Here is a 21,469-nt window from a genome sequence, read left to right on the forward strand (position 1 = left end):
GTCGCGCCCGCCGCCGGTCCGCGGACCGTGCGTGGCTGGTCGCGCAGTTCCGCCCCCTATGCCTTCGGCAATGGGGGGACCCCAGCGCCCCTGGGCACCTGGCACCCGCCTCCCGGGAGGCGGGCGTCACGCGGCGCGGCAGAGGAGGAGAAGGGCGCGGTCGTCGTTGACGTCCTTCGCGACCGCCTCGATGAGATGCCACGCCGCGCCCTCGAAGCCCGCCTGGACATAGCGGTCCGCTTCGCCGGTGAGCCGGTCCATGCCCTCGCCGAGGTCGCGGCCCGGTGCCTCGACCAGACCGTCGGTGAAGAGCATCAGGACGTCGCCGGGGCGGAGCGCGCCCTTCACGGGGTCGAACTGCGCGCCGTCGTAGACCCCGAGCAGTGGGCCCTCCGCGCCCTTCTCCTCCCAGACGCCGCTGCCCGCGTTGAGCTGGAGCGCCGGGAGGTGGCCCGCCGAGTACAACTCGAAGTCGCCGGAGTCCAGGTCGAGGACGAGGTGGACGGAGGTGGCGAAGCCCTCGTCCCAGTCCTGGCGGAGCAGATAGCCGTTGGCGGCGGGGAGGAAGCCGTGCGGGGGCAGTGACCCGAGGAGTCCGCCGAAGGCGCCGGAGAGCAGCAGGGCCCGGGAGGCCGCGTCCATGCCCTTGCCGGAGACGTCGGTGAGGACGATCTCCAGGGTCCGGCCGCCGTTGGTGCGGGCGGCGACGACGAAGTCGCCGGAGAAGGACTGGCCTCCGGCCGGGCGGAGCGCCATCTCGCGGTGCCAGCCCTTGGGGAGCCGGGGCAGGGCGCTCTGGACCCGGATGCGTTCGCGCAGGTCGAAGAGCATGGTGCCGCCGCGTCGCCAGGGCACCCCGACCCGGGCCCGGAACTGGGCGATCAGCAGGCCGAAGAAGCCGCAGGCGGCGACCACGAGCACGATGCCCGGGGTGACCCTGCCGGGCCCGTCGCCGTAGGGGCCGAGGGCGACGCTCTCCACGATCAGGCCGCCCGCGCAGGCCGCGTAGAGGCCCAGCAGGCTGGCGGGGCGCAGGACCAGCGCGCCCGCGACGATCGGCAGGACCAGCGCGGCGGGTGAGATCCATTCGGGGTCGAGGGTGGTGCCCCAGGTGAGCAGGGGGACGGTGAGCAGCAGCCCGGCGAGGGCGATGGTGTCGGAGCCGTCGCCGCGGAAATAGTCGACGGCGGACTTGCGCAGCGCGACTCGGACCCGGTGCACGGCTTTGCGCATCCGGGCCCGCATCGATTCCGCCGCCTTCTTCTGGGCCATTGTCGTGTGACCCTATCGATCCATCAGCCGTTCGTGCAGGGGGACCCCTCAGACAATGCGTTCGAAATCGGATCGCACTGTCGACATATCGCCCGATCATCATGGCATATGACAGGACACCCTCCCGGGGCTCCCGAGACCGCTGAGGCAACGGAAAAGTCGCTGGTTGCAAAGGGTCTTCTGAGGTAGGGATGGCCGTATGACCACAACTGAGCTTCATGTGCTGTCCGCGATGGATTGGGACAAGTGGTACGGCGTCCTGGAGGCCGCCTTCGGCGGCGGCACCAAGGGGCCGGAGCACCGGGAGATGATCCGCGCGATCAGCGATCCCGGCCGGTTGATCGCGGCCCGGGACGGCGAGCTGTTCGCGGGGACGGCGGGTTCCTTCCGGTTCGAGGTGACGGTGCCGGGCGGACGGCTCGCCAAGGTCGCCGGGGTGACGATGGTGAGTGTCGCAGCGACCCACCGGCGGCGCGGGATCCTCACCGCGATGATGCGGCGTCAGCTGGACGATCTGCGGGAGCGGGGCGAGGCGCTGGCCATGCTGACCGCCTCGGAACCGGCGATCTACGGCCGGTACGGCTACGGCACGGCCAGCCGCCAGTTCCGGCTGGAGATCGACACCGCGCGGGTCCGGCTGGGGCCGCTGCCCGATGGTACGGAGAAGGTCGGGATACGGACGGCCCCGGTCGGCGACGAGGCGGCGGTCGACGCCTGCGAGGCGGTCTACGCGCGGGCGGTGCCCACCAGGCCCGGCATGATCGCCCGGCTGCCCGGCTGGGCCCCGCTCCAGGTCCTCGACCGTGATCCGTCGGCACCGCTGCTCTGTGTGCTCGCCGAGCGGGACGGCGAGGTCACGGGTTACGCCCGCTACCGCAACCGGTCGGCGTGGGACGAGTCGGGGCCCGCCGGTTCCGTCGAGGTGCAGGACCTCCAGGCGGACGATCCGGCGTCCCGGGCGGCGCTCTGGCGCTATCTCCTCGGGATCGATCTGACCTCGAAGCTCACCAAGCACAGCCTGCCGGTGGACGATCCGCTGCTGCACCTGGTCTCGGACCCGCGGCGGTGCGGGCTGCGGCAGTGGGACGGGCTCCACGTCCGGCCGGTCGAGGTGGGCGCGGCGCTGGCGGCCCGCGGCTACCGGTGCCCGGTGGATGTGGTGATCGACGTCGAGGACGCGTTCTGCGGCTGGAACACCGGCCGGTGGCGACTGACGGCCGACGCGTCGGGCGCGGTCTGCGAGCGGACGGCCGATCCGGCCGATCTCGCCCTGCCGGTACGGGCGCTGGGCGCGGTGTATCTCGGCGGGGTGACGCTGACGTCGCTGGCGGCGGCCGGACTGGTCCGGGAGGTACGGCCCGGGGCGCTCGCGGCGGCTTCGGCGGCGTTCGGCTCGGAGACCGCCCCCTGGTATCCGCACGACTTCTGATCCGCCGTACGGCGCGATGCCCCCGGCCACCGGGAAGGGCACCGGGCCCGGACGGAAGGGTCCGGGCCCGGGCGCCTCAGGCGCGCTGGCAGGTGGGGCACCAGAAGAGGTTGCGGGCGGCGAGGTCCGCCGTACGGACCGGGGTCGTACAGATGAGGCAGGGGAGGTTCGCCCGGCGGTAGACGTAGACCTCGCCGCCGTGGTCGTCGACGCGCGGCGGGCGGCCCATCGCCTCCGGGGTGTGCTCGGGCCGTACGGTGTCGATGCGGTTGTGGCGCACACCCTCCCGCATCAGCGCCACCAGATCGGCCCAGATCGCGTCCCATTCGGCCCGCCGCAGCTCACGGCCGGTGCGATAGGGATCGATCCCGTGCCGGAACAGGACTTCGGCCCGGTAGACGTTGCCGACCCCGGCGATGACCTTCTGATCCAGCAGCAGGGCCGCGATCGTGGTCCGGGAGCGGCTGATCCGGGCAAAGGCGGTGTCCGGGTCGCCGGAGAGCGGATCGCCGGGCGGACGCAGCGGGTCCGGGCCCAGCCGGTCGTGTATCGCGGTCTTCTCCGCGTCGGTGATCAGGGCGCAGGTCGTCGGGCCGCGCAGATCCATGTACGCGCCCTCGTTGGCCAGTCGCAGCCGGACCGTGTCCAGCGGCGGCCGGAGCGGGGGCGTACCGAAGTCGACCCGGCCGAAGAGCCCGAGGTGGACATGGATCCAGCCCTGGGCCCCGAAGCCGAGGAAGAGATGCTTGCCATGGGCCTCGGTCCCGGTCATCGGCTGCCCGTCGAGGAGGGCGGCGGAGTCGGAGAACTTGCCCTGCGGGCTGCTCACCCGGACCGGCCGGGCGGCGAACCGCTCCCGGTGGTCGGCGGCGAGCCGGTGGATCGTATGCCCCTCGGGCACGTACGGCTCCTGGAACGAGAACGAGAACGGGAACGGATCGGCAGACACCCCGCGGACGGGGAGGCGGACGGGGAGGGAGTGGCGGGCGGCCGTGCCCGGCAGGGCCGCCCGCGGAGGTCACGGCTGCCGGGGGTGGCCCTCGGGGATCGGGGGCAGCTCGCCCGTCGTCTCGTAGGCGCTGAGCATCTCGATCCGGCGGGTGTGCCGGTCCTCGCCCGAGTACGGCGTGGTCAGGAAGATCTCCACGAACTTCACGGCCTCGTCCCGCGAGTGCATCCGGGCGCCGACCGCGACGACGTTGGCGTTGTTGTGCTCACGGCCGAGGGCCGCGGTCTGCTCGCTCCAGGCCAGCGCCGCCCGGACGCCCTTCACCTTGTTCGCGGCGATCTGCTCGCCGTTGCCGGAGCCGCCGATGACGATGCCGAGGCTGTCGGCGTCGGCGGCGACGCGCTCGGCGGCGCGCAGGCAGAACGGGGGGTAGTCGTCGAGGGCGTCGTAGATATGGGGGCCGCAGTCCACGGGCTCGTGGCCCTGGGCCGTGAGCCACTCGACGAGGTGGTTCTTGAGTTCGTATCCGGCATGGTCGGAACCGAGGTACACGCGCATGGTCCGAGTGTGGCACGGCCCCGGCCGCCGGACCGTCGCCGGGGCCGGACCTGTGGACGGCCCCCGCGGCGGGGGAAGTGCGAGAGGCTCCCCGGTGGGCGGTGGTACGCCCCGGGAAGCCTCCGCGGTCACCGGACCCCGGCCGGGGCCGGGGGAGTTCTCAGCCCTTGCGGCCGACGAGTTTCCAGGCGGCGGGCAGCGCGCCCATCGCCAGGGCCGCCTTCACCGCGTCGCCGATCAGGAACGGGGTGAGTCCGGCGGCGACCGCCTGGGTGAGCGTCATGCCCGTGGCGAGCGCGAGATAGGGGACACCGACGGCGTAGATGATCGCCGAGCCGACGACCATCGCGCCCGCGGTCCGCCAGACCGAGCGGTCGGCGCCGCGCCGGGCCAGGGCGCCGACGACTCCGGCGGCCAGCAGCATGCCGAGGATGTAGCCGAAGGACGGCATGCCCCAGCCCGACTGGCCCTCGGCGAACCAGGGCATCCCGGCGACGCCAGCGACGGCGTAGAGCGCGAGGGAGAGCAGGCCCCGGCGGGTGCCGAGGGCGGTCCCGACGAGCAGCGCGGCGAAGGTCTGGCCGGAGACGGGCACCGGGGAGCCGGGCACGGGGACGGCGATCTGGGCGGCGAGTCCGGTGAGGACGGCACCGCCCGCGACGAGCGCGATGTCACGGGTGCGGGAGGCGGGCAGCAGGTCCGCGAGGACCACGCCGGGACGGGAAGTGACGGTGGCAGTGCTCATCGGGTCTCCGCGGGATTCGGGAAGAGGGAAGGGAAGTGCAGGGGGAGCCGGTCCGGTGCCGCACGGGCCCTGGATGTCGGGAACAGGCCGACGGTAGCCCAAGGCCGGTGGCGCCTACACCATCAGCGGCTGACAAAGGCGGACCCGAGCCCTTCATGGGGAGTCCACAAAGAGTCCTTCACACCCGAGGCGGGACGTGACGCTGATCACGCGTGAAGCGGGGAGGGGGCGCGTCGGCGCGACAGGGGGCGCTCTGTAGGGTCTCTCCAAAGACCGCGGGGGCGCCTTCCGGGCGCCGGAGCCATGATCGCCTCATTACCCGCGAGTAGAGGCATGGATACGATGTGTGAGCCTCGTGACCGTATAGCGGACAACCGTTCCCTCTGGCCGGTTACGGCACCCAGACTGTGGCCCTTTACCGACGACGGCACCACTCCCCCGGCCTCCCGGCCGCGCCGTCGGCCGAACCGCTAGCGAAGAGGGCGTCCCCATGTCCCGTACCTCAGCTTCCGCCGAGCACACGGAGCCCCCCGGGCCGTCCGGCGGCCCGGACGGCGGCGGTGAACGCCGCTCCACCGATATCGCCCTCTCCCACGGGCTCAAGCAGCGCCATCTGTCGATGATCGCCCTCGGCGGGGTCATCGGCGCCGGACTCTTCGTCGGCTCCGGCGCGGGCATCGCCGCCGCCGGTCCCTCCATCGTCGTCGCCTACGCGATCTCCGGCCTGCTCGTGATGCTGGTGATGCGGATGCTGGGCGAACTGTCGGCGGCGAACCCGGCCTCCGGCTCCTTCTCCGTCCACGCCGAACGGGCGATCGGCCCCTGGGCCGGATTCACCTCCGGCTGGGCCTTCTGGTTTCTGCTCTGCGTCGCCGTCGGCCTGGAGGGCATCGGCGCCGCGAAGATCATGACGGGCTGGTTCCCGGGCACCCCGGAGTGGGCCTGGGTCGCCCTCTTCATGATCGTCTTCTGTGCGACGAACCTCGCGTCCGTGAAGAATTTCGGCGAGTTCGAGTTCTGGTTCGCCGCCCTGAAAGTGGGGGCGATCGTCCTCTTCCTGGTCATCGGCGGACTCGCCATCGTCGGCGCCCTGCCCGACACCGACGCCCCCGGCACCAGCAATCTCCTGGGCGACGGCGGCTTCATGCCGCACGGCGTGGACGGACTGATCGTCGGACTGCTCGCATCCGTCTTCGCCTACGGCGGTCTGGAGACCGTCTCGATCGCCGCCGCCGAGTCCGAGCACCCCGTCCAGGGCGTCGCCAAGGCGGTCCGTACCGCGATGTGGCGGATCGCCGTCTTCTACATCGGCTCCATGGCCGTCATCGTCACCCTCGTCCCCTGGGACGACCCCGATGTGGTCAGCAAGGGGCCCTACGTCGCCACTCTCGACCACCTCTCCATCCCCGGCGCCGACCAGATCATGAACGTCGTCGTACTGATCGCCCTGCTCTCCGCGATGAACGCCAATATCTACGGCGCGTCCCGGATGGCCTGCTCCCTCGTCGCCCGCGGCCAGGGCCCCGCCGTCATCGGCCGGACGTTCGGACAGGTGCCGAGGATCGCCGTCGTCGCCTCCTCCGTCTTCGGCTTCGGCTGCGTACTGCTCAGCTACTGGCGGCCCGACGACGTCTTCATGTGGCTGCTGAAGATGATCGGCGCCATCATCCTGGTCGTCTGGATCTTCATCGCCGTCTCCCAGCTGGTGCTCCGCCGCCGCACCGAACGCGAGACACCCGAACGGCTCGTCGTCCGGATGTGGGCCTACCCCTATCTGACCTGGCTGGCGCTGGCCGCGATGGCCACCGTCTTCGTCCTGATGGCCCGTGAGCCCGAGACCAGGACCCAGCTCTACTACACCGGCGGACTCGTCGCCGCACTCGCCGCCGTCGGCTACGCACGGCAGCGAATCACAAGCACCGAGCGAAAGGTACGCGCGAACGATTGACGCTCCGCGCCCGCGGTTCCAAGCTCGGATGCCATCGACGGATCGACACATCGATGGACGGTCGGGCGGCCGGGGGGCCAGGACGACGAGGGAGCCGACCGGCCCCCCGCGCCCGCACACGCGGAGGCGACGCATGAGAGTCCTGGCTGCGGGAGACCACTTCGTCCGCAACTCCCTGATCGCCGAAGCCCTCAGACGCGATCTGCCCGACGCGGCGCTCGACCTGACCGAGCTGACCCTCCCCTGGCCGCTGGAGCCCTTCGGGCCCGTCGGAGAGGTGGAGGAGGCCAGCGACGCCGAGGACGCGCTGATCGCGGCGCTCGACGGGGTCGAGGTCTGCGTCACCCAGATGGCGCCGTTCACCGAACGGGTCCTCGACGCGGCCCCCGCCCTCCGGATGATCGCGGTCTGCCGCAGCTGGCCCGTCAACGTCAATGTCGCGGCGGCCGAGGCGCGCGGCATCCGGGTGGTCTGCGCGCCCGGCCGCAACGCGGCGGCGACCGCGGAATTCACCCTCGGGCTGATGCTGTCGGCGCTCCGACGCATCCCCGAGGCGCACAACTCGCTCACCGCGAAAGGCCACTGGGACGGCTCCTCCTACACCTACGAACAGAGCGGCACCGAACTGGAGGACGCGTCCGTCGGCGTCATCGGCTACGGGGCAGTCGGCAGCCGGGTCGCCCGGGTACTCGGCGCCTTCGGCTCGACCGTCGACATCTACGACCCGTACGTCCGGGGCGACGTCCACGGCATGCGGGCGCCCTCCCTCGAAGCCATGCTCCGCCGCTGCCGCGTCATCACCCTGCACGCCCGGCTCACCCCCGAGACCCGGGGCATGATCGGCGCCCATGAACTGTCCCTGATGCCGCGCGGCTCCGTCCTGGTGAACACCGCCCGCGGGGGGCTCGTGGACACCGAGGCGCTCTGCGACGCGCTCGACAGCGGACGGCTCGCGGCGGCGGCGCTCGACGTCTACGAGGAGGAGCCGCCGAGACCGGGCAGCCGGCTCTTCTCCACCCCGAACCTGGTCCTCACCCCTCATGTGGGCGGGGCGAGCCGGGAGGTGGCACGGAAGGCGGCGGCGTTCATCGCCACCCAGATCCGGGCGTACGCGCTGCGCGCGCTCTAGGGGGTCTCCTCACCGTTGCCCGACGGCCGCCTGCGGAGGCCCTCGGGGGCGCTGGGGACTGCGCGAGCAACCACCGACGGGTCGCACTCGGCATATGACGCCATCTCTACGGCGGGGTCCCGGGTCGCGCCGTGGTGCGTGCCGACGGTGTGCGGACGGACCGCCGTCCGTGGCCGTTCGCGCAGTTCCCCGCGCCCCTGAACACCTCCGGGCGACCCGGCAGGAAAGGGCCAGTCTCCCTGAACACCTCCGGGTGAGCCCGCAGGGGAGGGGTGCCGGCCTCGCAGCCCCCCGCATGGGGCCATCGGAAGTCCTAGGACCAACGCATGATCCGGGCGCAGCACTTTCTGCTGCTAACGTGCAGATGCATAAGATGTGCAATAAGCAGCACCCGGAGGGACCGGACACCATGACCGTCTACACACTTCCCGAACTCCCCTACGACTACGCCGAGCTCGCGCCGGTCATCAGCCCGGAGATCATCGAGCTGCACCACGACAAGCACCACGCGGCGTACGTCAAGGGCGCGAACGACACCCTGGAGCAGCTCGCGGAGGCGCGGGACAAGGACGCGTGGGGTGCGATCAACGGGCTGGAGAAGAACCTCGCGTTCCATCTCTCGGGGCACATCCTGCACAGCATCTACTGGCACAACATGACCGGTGAGGGCGGCGGCGAGCCGCTGGACAAGGACGGTGTGGGCGAGCTGGCCGACGCCATCGCCGAGTCCTTCGGTTCGTTCGCCAAGTTCAAGGCGCAGCTGACGAAGGCGTCCGCGACCACGCAGGGCTCCGGCTGGGGCGTGCTGGCGTACGAGCCGGTCAGCGGTCGGCTGATCGTGGAGCAGATCTACGACCACCAGGGCAATGTCGGCCAGGGCTCGGTGCCGATCCTGGTCTTCGACGCCTGGGAGCACGCCTTCTACCTTCAGTACAAGAACCAGAAGGTGGACTTCATCGAGGCCATGTGGCAGGTCGTCAACTGGCAGGACGTCGCCAAGCGCTACAACGAGGCGAAGGGGCGTACCCCGCTCATCGCCCCGTGACCGGGGTACGGCCGGGTGGGACCGTCCCGGTCGTACGCGAAGAACGTCCTGCTCGTGATCGTCTTCTCACCTTTCACGTGCGGACGGTATGACGGAGGGCCCCCGCGAGGACGTGACTCGCGGGGGCCTTTCCGTGTGCCCGGGGCGCCGCAGGCCCGAGGTCAGAGGTCAGGGATCAGAGGTTGGAGAAGTCCGGGTCGGCCGTCCGGGTCCGCTTGATCTCGTAGAAGCCGGGGGTCGAGGCCACCAGCAGGGTGCCGTCCCAGAGCCGGGCCGCCGCCTCGCCCTTCGGCGCGGGGGTGACGACGGGGCCGAAGAAGGCGATCTGCTCGCCGTCGGCGCCGGGGACGGCGATCACGGGGGTGCCGACGTCCTGGCCGACCTTGTCGATGCCTTCCTGGTGGGAGGCGCGGACCGCGGCGTCGTAGGTGTCGCTGTCGGCGTACTCCAGCAGCTTCGCGGGGAGCCCGGCGTCTTCGAGGGCGTCGGCGATGGCGTCCCGGGTGGCGCCCCGGCCCTCGTTGTGGAAGCGGGTGCCGAGGGCGGTGTACAGCGGGCCGACGACCTCCTCGCCGTGCTGGGCGCGGGCGGCGGTGACCACCCGTACGGACGCCCAGGCGTCCTTCAGGGCTTCCCGGTACTCCTCCGGCAGCTCGTCCAGTTTGTCCTCGTTGAGTACGGCGAGACTCATCACATGCCAGCGGACCTCGATATTCCGGACCTTCTCCACTTCCAGGATCCAGCGGGAGGTCATCCACGCCCAGGGGCAGAGGGGGTCGAACCAGAAGTCGGCGGGCGTTCGGCCGTTGTCGGACATCGTCTCTCCTCACCAGGGACCGGCGCTGCGCGCGCGGTGCTGCCGTCCACGGCGACAACAAGGTCGGTGACCGGCCGATTCCCCCCGGTACCGCCGGTTCGGGCGCATGGGAGGATCGGGCCGTTGGACCGAGACACGAAGGAGTGCCCGTGCCGGGTGAGAATCTGTCCCGCGACGAAGCCCGCGAGCGGGCCGAGCTGCTGTCCGTCGACGGTTACGAGGTGGCGCTCGACGTCACATCGGCGACCGCCGGTACCGGGGAGAGCGGTCCGGGTGGTGGTGGCGGGGGTCCGCTGACCTTCCGCTCCGTGACGACGATCCGCTTCCGCTCGGCCCGGCCGGGCGCGAGCAGCTTCGCGGATCTGGTGGCGCCCGCCGTCACCGCCGTCAGCCTGAACGGCGAGCAGCTGGATCCGGCCGAGGTCTTCGACGGGGCCCGGATCAGGCTGGACGGCCTGGCGGCGGAGAACGTGCTGGTGGTGGACGCGCAGTGCGCGTACAGCCGGACCGGTGAGGGTCTGCACCGGTTTGTCGACCCGGAGGACGGCGAGGTCTATCTCTACACCCAGTACGAGCCCGCCGACGCCCGCCGGGTCTTCGCCAACTTCGAGCAGCCCGACCTCAAGGCGCCGTTCCGGTTCGAGGTGACCGCGCCCGAGGGCTGGACCGTGTGGAGCAACGGCGCCGGGGAGCGGGACGCCGGGGACGGGGTCTGGCGGTTCGCGGAGACCCGGCCGATCTCCACGTACATCACGGCCGTGGTGGCCGGTCCGTACCACTACGAGACCGACCTCTACTCCCGGATCCTCTCCGACGGAACGGTGCTGGAGATTCCGCTGGGGGCGATGTGCCGCAAGGGTCTCGCCCGGCACTTCGACGCCGACGACATCTTCCTGGTCACCAAGCAGGGCCTGGACTTCTTCCACGAGCGGTTCGACTTCCCGTACCCCTTCGGCAAGTACGACCAGGCGTTCGTGCCCGAGTACAACATCGGCGCGATGGAGAACCCGGGGTGCGTCACCTTCCGGGAGGAGTTCATCTTCCGGGGCAAGGTCACCCAGGCGTCGTACGAGCGCCGCGCCAATGTGATCCTGCACGAGATGGCGCATATGTGGTTCGGCGACCTGGTCACCATGGTCTGGTGGGACGACCTGTGGCTGAAGGAGTCCTTCGCCGACTTCATGGGGTCGTACGCCATGGTCGGCGCGACCCGCTTCACCAACGGCTGGATCACCTTCGCCAACAACCGCAAGGCGTGGGCGTACCGGGCCGACCAGATGCCGTCGACGCATCCGGTCACGGCGGACATCCGCGACCTGGAGGACGCCAAGCTCAACTTCGACGGGATCACCTACGCCAAGGGCGCCAGCGTGCTGAAGCAGCTGGTCGCCTATGTCGGCGAGGAGGCGTTCCTGGAGGGGTCGCGGCGCTACTTCCAGCGGCACGCGTACGGCAACACCCGGCTCGCCGATCTGCTGTCGGTACTGGAGGAGGTGTCCGGGCGGGACATGTCCGCCTGGTCGCGGTCGTGGCTCCAGACGGCGGGGGTGAACTCCCTGACGCCGGTCGTCACCTATGACGCGGGCGGCCGGATCACCGAGCTGGCGATCGTCCAGGACGCGGGAACCGTCCGGGGCGAGGAGGGCGTACTGCGGCCGCACCGGGTCGCCGTCGGCCTCTACCGGCAGGAGGACGGGGAGCTGGTGCGCTACGCCTCCGCCGAGGCGGACGTGGTCGGCGCGCGGACCGTCGTACCGGAGCTGGCGGGGTCCGAGCGCCCGGCGCTGGTCCTGGTCAACGACGAGGACCTGACCTACTGCAAGATCCGCTTCGACGAGGGGTCGCTGGCCGTGCTCCGGGAGCGGCTGGGCGAGGTCTCCGACCCGCTGGCCCGGGCGCTCTGCTGGTCGGCGCTGTGGAACCTGACCCGGGACGCGCTGATGCCCGCCCGGGACTTCGTGGACCTGGTACTGAGGTTCGCGGGCCGCGAGTCCGATATCGGCGTACTCCAGATGCTGCACGCCTGGACCCGGATCGCCCTGACGCACTACGCGGCCCCGGCGTGGCGCGAGGAGGGCGGCCGGCTGCTGGCCCAGGGCGCCCTGCGGGAGCTGCGGCTGGCGGAGCCCGGCGGTCAGCACCAGCTGACCTGGGCCCGGTTCTTCGCCACGGTCGCGGAGTCGGCGGCCGATCTCCAGCTGCTCGACGGTCTCCTCGACGGCACGGCGAAGATCGACGGCCTCGATGTGGACCAGGAACTGCGCTGGGCGTTCCTGGAGCCGCTGGCCTCCCACGGCATCGCCGACGAGGAGCGGCTGGCTGCCGAACTGGCCCGGGACGACACCGCGTCCGGGACCCGCCACCACGTCCGCTGTCTGGCCGCCCGGCCGTCGGCCGCCGTCAAGGACGAGGCGTGGGCCCGGGTCGTCGAGTCCGACGAACTCTCCAACGCCCTGGTCGAGGCGACGATCTCGGGCTTCGTCCAGTCCGGTCAGCGGGAGCTGCTGGCGCCGTACGCGGCGAAGTACTTCGCCGCGATCGAACGGCTCTGGGGCGAGCGGACCATCCAGATCGGGATGGACGTCGTCTCCGGCCTCTTCCCGGCGCTCCAGGGCGAGAGCGCCCGGGTCGCGGCCGAGGAGTGGCTGGCGGCCCACGAGGACGCGGCCCCGGCCCTGCGCCGGCTGGTCCTGGAGTCCCACGACGACCTGGTCCGGGCGCTGAACGCGCAGCAGAAGGACGCGGCGCTGGGCGGGTAGCCGCCGTCTTCGGCCCGGGACGGGGCGCGGTCGCCATCGGGCGACCGCGCCCCGTCGCGCGTCGGCCCCGGTCACCCCGAGGGCGTGTCCGCGGCCGGGAGGAACCGCGCCGACGGCGAACGGTTCGTCAGCGGGCCGTGGAGGGCCGGGCGCGCGGTTCTCCACGCCCCTGAATGCCCCCACAGCAGCGCCCCCTGAAGGCGCCGAGCACTCGGCAGAGGAGCGGTTCGTCAGCGGACCGTGGTGGGCCGGGCGCGGTTCTGCCCCCTATGCCTTCGGCGATGGGGGGACCCCCAGCGCCCCGGGGGGACCTTCCCGGCCCGCCCCGGGAACGCGGCGGCCGTCCGGATTCACCAGGAGAGCGATCGAGGGGCGCCGGGCGCCCAGGGCCCGGTCAGGCGTTCGCCAGGAACCAGATCGCGAGGAGGGCCGGGGGCAGGAGCAGGCTCGCCAGATGGCACAGGGCCGACCGGGGGAGCCGGAGCAGGGCGAGCAGCAGGAGTCCGCCCACGAGCCAGCCGAAGTACACCTGGCCCGCCAGCGTCTGGCCCGCTTCGGCCTCCCGCGCGTCCTCCGGTGTACCGGTGGAGAGGCCGGTTCCGATGATCATCAGGGCGAGCCAGCCACAGAGCAGCAGATTCACCAGTACGACCAGCCCGGCCACCAAGGGGTCGGCGCTCCGGGCCCGGCCCGTAGTCCGGCCGCCGGAGGGAACTCTCGCCGTCTCGTCCATCCGGTCAGCCTGCGCCGTCGCCCGGCGGCCGGGCATGAGTACGGGTACTCACCTCCCCGGCGGCGCCCGCCGGGGCGCATGGGGCTGACGGGCCGGACGGGGGTACGCGGGGCGGACTTCAGCGCAGCGGCGTGCCGGGTTGGCGACGGGGGTGTAACAGGGGATATCGGGCGGGGCGGGGCGGGCATCCCCCTCGCATGACTCCCCACACCCCTCTTTCCGGTTCCGCCATCTCCGACTCCTCCGGCTCGTCCGACCCCTCCGGCTCGCCCGGCTCATCCGAAGCGACCGGCGCCGAATACGTGCTGTCCGCCGCCCAGTTGCGGGAGCGCGGCGTCACCGGGGCGCGGCTCGCGGCCCGGTGCCGGGCGGGCGGGCCGTGGCAGCCGCTGCTGCCGGGGGTGTATCTGCTGCGCCGGGGCGTGCCGACCGGGGCGGAGGTACTGCGGGGTGTGCTGCTGTACGCGGGCCGCCCGCCGGGGCGGACCGGTGGCTCGGTGCGGCCGTACGGGGACGCCGTGCTGACCGGGGCCGCCGCCCTCGCGCTGTACGGGTTCGGCTCCGTACCGTCGCCGGAGGAGGCCGGTGCGGTCGACGTCCTGGTGCCGAGGACCCGGCGGCTGCGGTCCACGGGGTGCGCCCGGATCGTCCGGACCGCCGCCCTGCCGGAGCCGGTGCCGGTCGGCGGGCTGCCGGTGGCGCCGGTGGCGCGGGCCGTCGCGGACGCCGTGACGGTGACGGCGGACGCCGCCGGCGTACGGCTGCTGGTGACCGAGGCCGTGGGCGGTGGTCACTGCGATCCGGCGACCCTGGTCGGGGAGTTGGAGCGGGCCGGGCTGCTGCGCCGCCCGTATGTGCTGGACGCCGTACGGACACTGCTCGCGGAGGGGCGGTCGCGGGCCGAGGAGCGGTTGTACGCGCTGGTGTACGCGTTCGGGCTGCCCGAGCCGCTGTGGAATGTGGAGCTGCGACTGCCCGCCGGGCCGGGGCTCGGGCCGGTCGACGCGTACTGGCCCGAGCGGTCCGTGGCCGTCGTCCTCGACGTCCCGCCGGGCGGCGACTGCGGTCCCGGGCGGGACGGCGACGCGGGCTGGGCGGCGGGCGTCCGGCGGCGGGAGCATCTGGAGCGGCTGGGGATCACCGTCGTACCGCTGACGCCGAGGAAGCTGCGGGACTGGCCGGAGCAGCAGGCGATGGTGGTGGGGACGGCGCTGGCGGCGGCGGTGGACCGGGAGCCGCCCGCGTATGTCGTGGCACTCCCCCGCTGAGCCGGACGCGGGGCGCCGGGGCACCGCCGCCGGTACCGGCACCGGGCGGGCGCCGGGCAGGCCGCCGCCGCGAACGCCGCTGAGGAGCGGGCCGCCGAGTCGCGGGCCGCGACCCGTTCGGTCGCCGCTCCGGCCGCCTGGCCCGCCGCCGGTGGTACGTCCGGCGCCCGCCCGGCCGCGCTCGGCACACGGCAGGTCCGGTGGACAGAGCGCCCGGTGGCCGCGATACCGGGACGACACGGGCGCTCCCGGGCGGACCGGACCATTGACCGACCCCCCGTCAGCCAGAGCGGCGGTTTTCAGCCACGAACCCCAGCGGCCTCGTTTGTCACCAGCGGGGCGCCGCGCGTAGACGGCGCGTGTCACCTGGGACAACTCTCCTTTTCCGCCCACTTTTTCCTCTTGACGGAACCCCCCTGGCAGCGGTTTTCTGCCATGGTCACATCACTTTGTCCGAACGCTCTCCCCAAAACACCGTCTCGTACGCAAGGCTGAGCGGTCGTCCGGTACCGAAATCCGGACCGATGACCAGTGTTGCCATCAGCCAGGGAACCGTTCATTCACCCACAGGGATGCCGATGACCCCCGAACCCCAGAGCCCCATATCCGGAGGCTCCGTCACCGGGCGGAGACGCGCGGCCCGGATCGCCGCCGCGGCCTCGCTCGTGACCGCCCTCGTCGCCGCGGGCACCGTACCCGCCTTCGCTGCCCCGGCCAATGCCCCGGCCGACGATCCGTGGACCTCGGCCCCGGCCGGTGCCAAGGCCGTCGAGCCCGCCGAGAAGAAGCTCGGCACGGCCGATGTCGAGCTGCTCGCCGAGGCCGAGGCCAAGGGCGAGAAGCAGATCACCGTGATGATCGCCACCGCCCCCGGCGCCACCGAGGCGGTCACAGCCCAGCTCGGCGCCGTCGACGGCGCGATCGTCGGCAAGACGTACGACCAACTCGGCTACGTCCGGGCGACCCTCCCCACCAAGCACGCCGAGAGCGCTCTGCGGACCGCCGCGAAGCTGCCCAGCGTGCACGGGATCGACCTCCGGCACGAGGTGAAGCTCGACGACCCGACCCCGGGCGCCGACACCGTCAAGGCGGCGTCGGGCAAGGCGGGGAAGCAGGTCCGCAGCTACCCGGCGCCGGACGCGAACACGCCCGCGAAGAACCCGTACAACCCGTCCTTCGAGACGGGCGCGGTCGACTTCGTGAAGAAGAACCCGAAGTACGACGGCCGCGGGATCACCATCGGCATCCTGGACTCCGGCGTCGACATCGCGCACCCGGCCCTCCAGAAGACCACCACCGGCGAGCGCAAGATCGTCGACTGGGTCACCGCGACGGACCCGGTACTCGACGGCGACGGCACCTGGCGCCAGATGCGTACCGAGGTGACCGGTCCGGGCTTCTCCGTCAACGGCCGCGCCTACACGGCGCCCGCCGGGACGTACAAGTTCAACATCTTCGCCGAGGCGATCACCCGGACCGGCGACATGGCCGGTGACCTCAACCGGGACGGCGACACCACCGACACCTGGGCGCTGCTCTACGACGCCGCCGCCGGGACCGTCCGGGTGGACCTGAACAACAACGCCGACTTCACCGACGACACGCCGATGAAGCCGTACAAGGACGGCTTCCAGATCGGCTACTTCGGCCAGGACGACCCGGCCACGGCGATCGCCGAGCGGATCCCGTTCGTGATCGAGCTGCGCAAGGACGTCGTCTACAACGCCGCGGGCGCCAAGGCCGACTACGCGGGCATCGGCATCATCGAGGGCTCCCACGGCTCCCACGTCGCCGGTATCACCGCCGCCAACGGGCTCTTCGGCGGCAAGATGAACGGTGCCGCGCCCGGCGCCAAGCTGGTCTCGTCGCGGGCCTGCTCCTGGGGCGGCGGCTGCACCAACATCGCCCTCACCGAGGGTCTGGCCGACCTGGTGATCAACCGGGGTGTGGACATCGTCAACATCTCCATCGGCGGTCTCCCGGCGCTCAACGACGGCAACAACGCCCGTTCCGAGCTGTACAACCGGCTGATCGACACCTACGGCGTCCAGCTGGTGATCTCCGCGGGCAACGACGGCCCCGGCACCAACACCCTGGGCGACCCGGGCGTCGCCGACAAGGCGATCTCCGTCGGCGCCTCCATCTCCAAGGAGAGCTGGGCCGCCAACTACGGGTCGCTGGTGACGAAGAAGTACCAGATGATGCCGTTCTCGTCGCGCGGCCCGCGGGAGGACGGCGGCTTCACGCCGACCGTCACCGGGCCCGGTTCGGCGGTCCAGACCACCCAGACCTGGTCGCCCGGCGGCCCGGTCCGCGAGGCGGGCTACGAACTGCCGGTCGGCTACTCCATGATGCAGGGCACCTCGATGTCCTCGCCGCAGGTCGCGGGCGCGGGCGCGCTGCTGCTCTCGGCCGCCAAGCAGCGGGGGATCGACCTCACCCCGGCGAAGCTGCGGACCGCCCTCACCAGCACCGCGGACAAGATCCCCGGGGTGAAGGCGCACGAGCAGGGCGCCGGTCTGATCGACACGGTGGACGCCTGGGAGTCGATCAAGGACGGTGTCGGCGCCCATGAGTACACGGTCAAGGCGCCCGTCGACACGGCGATCGACTTCGCCCTGAAGACCCCCGGCTTCGGTACCGGTCTGTACGACCGCGAGGGCGGCCTCAAGGCCGGTCAGGCCCGGACGTACGACATCACCGTGACCCGGACCACCGGTCCGGACCGGGCCGTCTGGCACGAGCTGGACTGGCGGAACAACGACGGCACCTTCCGGCTGCTGACCGGCAAGTGGGTCAAGCTGCCGCTGAACCAGCCGGTGACCGTGACCGTCCAGGCCAAGCCGAAGACGGACGGCGTGCACAGCGCCATCCTGGAGGCCGACGACCCGCGCACCGAGGGCGTCGACAAGCAGATCATGGCGACCGTGGTGGTCTCCACGCCGCTGGCGGCCCCGTCGTACGGCTTCTCGGCGTCCGGCTCGGTGGAGCGCAACAGCCACCGCTCGTACTTCATCACCGTCCCGGAGGGCGCGAAGACCCTGGAGGTCGCGCTCGGCGGGCTCGCGAAGGACAGCCAGACGCGGTTCATCTCCATCCACCCGTACGGGGTGCAGATGGAGGACAGCGCCACGATCTACTGCTACCCGAACTACCCGAACCCGTCCAACACCTGCCGTCCGGACCTGCGTTCCTACCAGGAGCCGGCGCCGGGCGTCTGGGAGATCGAGGTCGAGTCGCGGCGGACCTCGCCGCTGCTGGACAACCCGTACCAGCTGGACGTCACCCTGCTGGGCGCCGACTTCGCCCCGGCCGTGCAGACGCTGCCCGAGGCCAAGGTCGGCACCCCGGCCCCGGTCGAGTGGACCGTCACCAACAAGGTCGGCCCGCTCGACGGGCGGCTCGAAGGCGGGTCCCTGGGCTCCGCCAAGGTGAGCCGGCCGACGATCGCCGAGGGTGAGAACCACACCACGACGGTGACCGTCGGCGCGGGCGTCGAGCGGCTGGACGTCGCCATCGGCAACACCTCGGACGCGGGCGCCGACCTCGACCTGTCCGTCTACAACCAGGCGGGCCAGCGGGTCGCGGTCGCGGCGGACGCGGACTCCGAGGAGGCCGTGAGTCTGGAGAAGCCCGCCCCGGGCACCTACCGGATCGTGGTCGCCGGTTACGCGGTCGCCGCGGGCGGCACCCAGTACGACTACCGCGACGTCTTCTTCTCCCCCGCCCTGGGAGAGCTGAAGGTCGACGCGAACCGGCAGATCCGCCTGGGCACCGGTGAGTCGGCCAAGGTCGGCGGCGAGGTCGTCGTCGCGGGCGCGGCGCCCGAGGGACGCCAGTTCTTCGGCGACATCCGGCTGGTGAACGGCCGCGGTACCGCGGCGGGCACCGGCAGTGTCGTGATCGGGTCGGTCGTCCCGTAACACGCCACCCGTGAGGGACGTCCACCACGGACGAGGAGGGGCGGGCACCCGGTGGGTGCCCGCCCCTTCGCCGTACCCCGGGCCGTGAACCGGTGGTCCGGCTCGGTGGTGGCCCGACCCGGTGGTCGTGGCCCCGGCTGGTCAGGCCGGGGCCCGTACCCCCGTATCCCCCGTTTCCCCGTTTCCCCGTTTCCCCGTTCCCGTCCGCCCGTTGTCCGGCTCAGCCCCTTCCCGGGCAGACGAGTCCCCGCTCCCCCGACAGGTCCTCCTGGACCCGGTCCCGGCCCTCGGGGACATCGTCACCGAGGTAGTAGAGCGGCTTCTGGTCCGGGTCCGAGGGGACCACCACCAGCATCCGGGTGCCGATCCTCACCTCCGGCTCGGTCCCGGGCGGGAACACCACCCGCTCCCGCCGCAGCCCCTGTCCCGGTTGGAGATGCGTGTCCACGTCGAGGGTGACGGTGAACCGGCCCGAACCGGCCCCGCCGTCGGATTTCTCCGTCCCGGCCGCGACGACCGTGCCCTCGGCGATCAGCCGGGCGCAGGCCGCCCCCTTCGCGGGGGCGCGTTTCGCGGCGGATTCCTCACCCGTGGAAGCCCGTGGGTACGTCCCTTTCTCGGCCGCGATGTCCGACGCCGTGAGCGAGTCCCCCGGGGCGGCGACGTAGTACTGGACCAGGGCGGCGGCCCCGAGCAGGGTCGCCAGTACGGCGGCGGAGGCGGCCAGGGCCAGCACGGTCCGGCGGCGCTCGGGATTCCCGGCCCCGGACCCCGGCCGGGAATCGGCACCCGGCCGGGACCGCGCCGGCCGGGACCGGAGCCGTAGCGGCCGTACGATCCGTCCGGCCGGGGCCGTCACGGGGGCGGCCGGAGGGGACCCGGCCGGGACCGGGCCCGCCGCGGCTTCCCCGTCGGCATCGGACGCGAGCACCCCGCCGATCAGCTTGAGCTGCTCCGCGAGGACCGCCATGTCCCGCGCGGCGCGCCCGGCCGCCGGGTCGCCCTCCGGTACGGGCTCCCCCATCAGGACGGCCATCAGCGCGTCCCCGTCGGGCCCGGTGCCATCGGCTCCGGTGCCCTCGTCGTATCCGTCGCGCATCTCACACCACCTCGTCCGTACGGAGCCGTTCCCGCATCGCCCTCGCCGCCGTGTGCAGCCTGCTCTTCACCGTGCCCTCGGGCACCCCCAGCTCACGGGCGATCTGCGGCACGGTGAGATCCGCGTAGAACCGCAGGACGAGTACCTGCCGCTGGGCGGACGGCAGCCCGTCGAGCCCCTCGGCGACGGCCAGCGCCAGCAGCCGGGCCTCCTGGCCGCCCTGGCTCTCCGGGTTCCAGACCTTGAGGGCCGCGAGCCGGGCGGCGGTCCGCTCGAACCGCCCCCGGGCCCGGTGCCAGTCGGCGGCCAGATTGGAGGCGACCACGGCCGCCCAGGCGCCCACGTCCCTCGGCGGCTCCTCGCCCCGGGCCCGGCGCTCCAGCAGCCGGAGCCGGATCTGCTGGACCCCGTCCTGAAGATCGGATCTCGGCACACCGCCGAGCGCGAGCACCGCGCACACCCGGCTGACCTGTGCCGGGGCGAGCGGGTCCACTCCGCCGTCCGCAACCGCCAAGGCTTCCTCCCCCTACGCGTTTCCTCTGTGACGCGGGAAGCGGCGGAAACGTTCGACGGCGGCTGCCTTTCCAGGGGGGCACGGGAGTGTTCGAAGCGTCACACATTCCGCCCCTTGGACAATGGACTGGACAAGTCGGCCGGGGGCACACGCATCATTGAGCGGCAGCCCGGAACGTACGCAGAGGAGTATCCGTGAGGGTCGGAATCGTCGGAGCCACCGGTCAGGTCGGCACAGTCATGCGCAGGATCCTCGCGGAGCGGAAGTTCCCGGTGGACGAGCTGCGGCTGTTCGCCTCGGCCCGTTCGGCGGGGTCCACGATCTCCTGGGAGGGCCGGGAGATCACCGTCGAGGACGCGGCCGTCGCGGACTACTCGGGCCTCGACATCGTACTCTTCTCGGCGGGCGGCGCGACCTCCCGCGCACTGGCCGTGAAGGTCGCGGGCCAGGGCGCGGTCGTGATCGACAACTCGTCGGCCTGGCGGATGGACCCCGAGGTCCCGCTGGTGGTCTCCGAGGTCAACCCGCATGCGATCAGGAACCGCCCCAAGGGCATCGTGGCCAACCCGAACTGCACCACGATGGCCGCCATGCCGGTCCTGAAGCCGCTGTCGGAGGAGGCGGGCCTGCTCACCCTGGTCGCCACCACGTACCAGGCGGTCTCCGGCTCCGGAGTCGCGGGCGTGGCCGAGCTGGACGGCCAGGTCAAGGCGGTCGCGGAGCGGGCCACCGAGCTGGCCCACGACGGCGCGGCCGTCGAGTTCCCCGAGCCCGGTGTCTACCGGCGGCCGATCGCGTTCAACGTGGTGCCGCTCGCGGGCAACCTCGTGGACGACGGCTCCGCCGAGACGGACGAGGAGCAGAAGCTCCGCAACGAGTCCCGCAAGATCCTGGAGCTGCCGGAGCTGAAGGTCTCCGGTACCTGTGTCCGGGTCCCCGTGTTCTCCGGGCACTCCCTCCAGGTCAATGTCGGCTTCGCCCGGCCCCTGGGCGTCGAGCGGGCCCGTGAGCTGCTGGCGGACGCGCCGGGCGTCGAGCTGTCCGAGATCCCGACGCCGCTCCAGGCCGCGGGCCGGGACGCGTCGTACGTGGGCCGGATCCGGGTCGACGAGACGGTGGAGAACGGGCTCGCCCTCTTCCTCTCCAACGACAACCTCCGCAAGGGCGCGGCGCTGAACGCCGTGCAGCTGGCGGAGCTGGTCGCGGACGAGCTGTCCGAGCAGAAGTAGCCGTACGGCAGGGCCCCCGGGGATTCCCCCCCCCGGGGGCCCTTTCGTATGT

16 protein-coding genes are annotated in these 21,469 nt (G+C 72.1%); 8 read left to right on the top strand and 8 right to left on the bottom strand.

Translation table 11 applies throughout. From position 1 onward, the window contains the following. Nucleotides 1-126 precede the first annotated feature (126 nt). Nucleotides 127-1,272, bottom strand: coding sequence for a PP2C family protein-serine/threonine phosphatase (locus AB0G74_RS07805; RefSeq protein WP_361141808.1), 1,146 nt, complete (start codon nucleotides 1,270-1,272; stop codon nucleotides 127-129). Between the two features lie 199 nt (nucleotides 1,273-1,471). Here AB0G74_RS07805 and AB0G74_RS07810 point away from each other — a divergent pair, with 199 nt between their 5' ends. Continuing rightward, nucleotides 1,472-2,701 carry a GNAT family N-acetyltransferase gene (locus AB0G74_RS07810; RefSeq protein ID WP_361141810.1) on the top strand — a complete coding sequence of 410 codons (1,230 nt, stop codon included), beginning with the start codon at nucleotides 1,472-1,474 and terminating at the stop codon, nucleotides 2,699-2,701. Nucleotides 2,702-2,777: 76 nt separating this feature from the next. Here the strand turns inward: AB0G74_RS07810 and AB0G74_RS07815 are convergent, their stop codons facing one another. The 3 genes from AB0G74_RS07815 to AB0G74_RS07825 all read right to left on the bottom strand — a co-directional run bounded on the left by AB0G74_RS07815 (nucleotide 2,778) and on the right by AB0G74_RS07825 (nucleotide 4,953). Beyond that, nucleotides 2,778-3,602 (bottom strand): DNA-formamidopyrimidine glycosylase family protein, encoded by an 825-nt coding sequence (locus tag AB0G74_RS07815; protein ID WP_361141812.1) that lies wholly within the window; start codon nucleotides 3,600-3,602, stop codon nucleotides 2,778-2,780. Between the two features lie 117 nt (nucleotides 3,603-3,719). Further along, nucleotides 3,720-4,208: a ribose-5-phosphate isomerase gene (locus AB0G74_RS07820; RefSeq protein ID WP_361141814.1), complete on the bottom strand. Its 489-nt coding sequence runs from the start codon at nucleotides 4,206-4,208 to the stop codon at nucleotides 3,720-3,722. A 160-nt stretch (nucleotides 4,209-4,368) separates the two neighbouring features. Next, nucleotides 4,369-4,953, bottom strand: a complete 585-nt coding sequence (locus tag AB0G74_RS07825; protein ID WP_361141816.1) for a biotin transporter BioY — start codon at nucleotides 4,951-4,953, stop codon at nucleotides 4,369-4,371. 490 nt (nucleotides 4,954-5,443) lie between these two features. Here AB0G74_RS07825 and AB0G74_RS07830 point away from each other — a divergent pair, with 490 nt between their 5' ends. The 3 genes from AB0G74_RS07830 to AB0G74_RS07840 all read left to right on the top strand — a co-directional run bounded on the left by AB0G74_RS07830 (nucleotide 5,444) and on the right by AB0G74_RS07840 (nucleotide 9,075). Beyond that, nucleotides 5,444-6,901 (top strand): amino acid permease, encoded by a 1,458-nt coding sequence (locus tag AB0G74_RS07830; RefSeq protein WP_361141818.1) that lies wholly within the window; start codon nucleotides 5,444-5,446, stop codon nucleotides 6,899-6,901. A gap of 133 nt (nucleotides 6,902-7,034) precedes the next feature. Beyond that, nucleotides 7,035-8,030: a 2-hydroxyacid dehydrogenase gene (locus AB0G74_RS07835; protein WP_361141820.1), complete on the top strand. Its 996-nt coding sequence runs from the start codon at nucleotides 7,035-7,037 to the stop codon at nucleotides 8,028-8,030. Nucleotides 8,031-8,439: 409 nt separating this feature from the next. Further along, nucleotides 8,440-9,075, top strand: coding sequence for a superoxide dismutase (locus AB0G74_RS07840; RefSeq protein ID WP_361142001.1), 636 nt, complete (start codon nucleotides 8,440-8,442; stop codon nucleotides 9,073-9,075). 175 nt (nucleotides 9,076-9,250) lie between these two features. Here AB0G74_RS07840 and AB0G74_RS07845 read toward each other — a convergent pair whose 3' ends face one another. After that, the gene (locus tag AB0G74_RS07845) at nucleotides 9,251-9,892 is read right to left on the bottom strand and encodes a DsbA family protein (RefSeq protein ID WP_361141822.1); all 642 of its coding nucleotides are present in this window, start codon (nucleotides 9,890-9,892) and stop codon (nucleotides 9,251-9,253) included. Between the two features lie 143 nt (nucleotides 9,893-10,035). On the opposite strand from AB0G74_RS07845, the gene pepN reads away from it, so the two are divergent. After that, on the top strand, nucleotides 10,036-12,651 hold the full coding sequence (pepN, locus tag AB0G74_RS07850) for an aminopeptidase N (RefSeq protein WP_361141824.1): 2,616 nt from the start codon (nucleotides 10,036-10,038) through the stop codon (nucleotides 12,649-12,651). A 394-nt stretch (nucleotides 12,652-13,045) separates the two neighbouring features. On the opposite strand, the gene AB0G74_RS07855 is transcribed toward pepN, so the two are convergent. Beyond that, nucleotides 13,046-13,384, bottom strand: a complete 339-nt coding sequence (locus tag AB0G74_RS07855; protein ID WP_361141825.1) for a hypothetical protein — start codon at nucleotides 13,382-13,384, stop codon at nucleotides 13,046-13,048. 197 nt (nucleotides 13,385-13,581) lie between these two features. Here AB0G74_RS07855 and AB0G74_RS07860 point away from each other — a divergent pair, with 197 nt between their 5' ends. Continuing rightward, nucleotides 13,582-14,652, top strand: coding sequence for a hypothetical protein (locus AB0G74_RS07860; RefSeq protein ID WP_361141827.1), 1,071 nt, complete (start codon nucleotides 13,582-13,584; stop codon nucleotides 14,650-14,652). Nucleotides 14,653-15,230: 578 nt separating this feature from the next. After that, nucleotides 15,231-18,575: a S8 family serine peptidase gene (locus AB0G74_RS07865; RefSeq protein ID WP_361141829.1), complete on the top strand. Its 3,345-nt coding sequence runs from the start codon at nucleotides 15,231-15,233 to the stop codon at nucleotides 18,573-18,575. Nucleotides 18,576-18,795: 220 nt separating this feature from the next. On the opposite strand, the gene AB0G74_RS07870 is transcribed toward AB0G74_RS07865, so the two are convergent. Continuing rightward, entirely contained in the window at nucleotides 18,796-19,674 is an 879-nt protein-coding gene (locus AB0G74_RS07870) for a hypothetical protein (protein WP_361141830.1), read from the bottom strand. 1 nt (nucleotide 19,675) lies between these two features. Further along, complete coding sequence (locus tag AB0G74_RS07875; protein WP_361141831.1) at nucleotides 19,676-20,188, bottom strand: sigma-70 family RNA polymerase sigma factor; 513 nt, start codon at nucleotides 20,186-20,188, stop codon at nucleotides 19,676-19,678. A gap of 194 nt (nucleotides 20,189-20,382) precedes the next feature. Here AB0G74_RS07875 and AB0G74_RS07880 point away from each other — a divergent pair, with 194 nt between their 5' ends. Further along, the gene (locus AB0G74_RS07880; RefSeq protein WP_361141833.1) at nucleotides 20,383-21,417 is read left to right on the top strand and encodes an aspartate-semialdehyde dehydrogenase; all 1,035 of its coding nucleotides are present in this window, start codon (nucleotides 20,383-20,385) and stop codon (nucleotides 21,415-21,417) included. Nucleotides 21,418-21,469 lie beyond the last annotated feature (52 nt).

It is taken from the genome of Streptomyces sp. NPDC020875, from assembly GCF_040641415.1.
Taxonomy (GTDB): domain Bacteria; phylum Actinomycetota; class Actinomycetes; order Streptomycetales; family Streptomycetaceae; genus Streptomyces.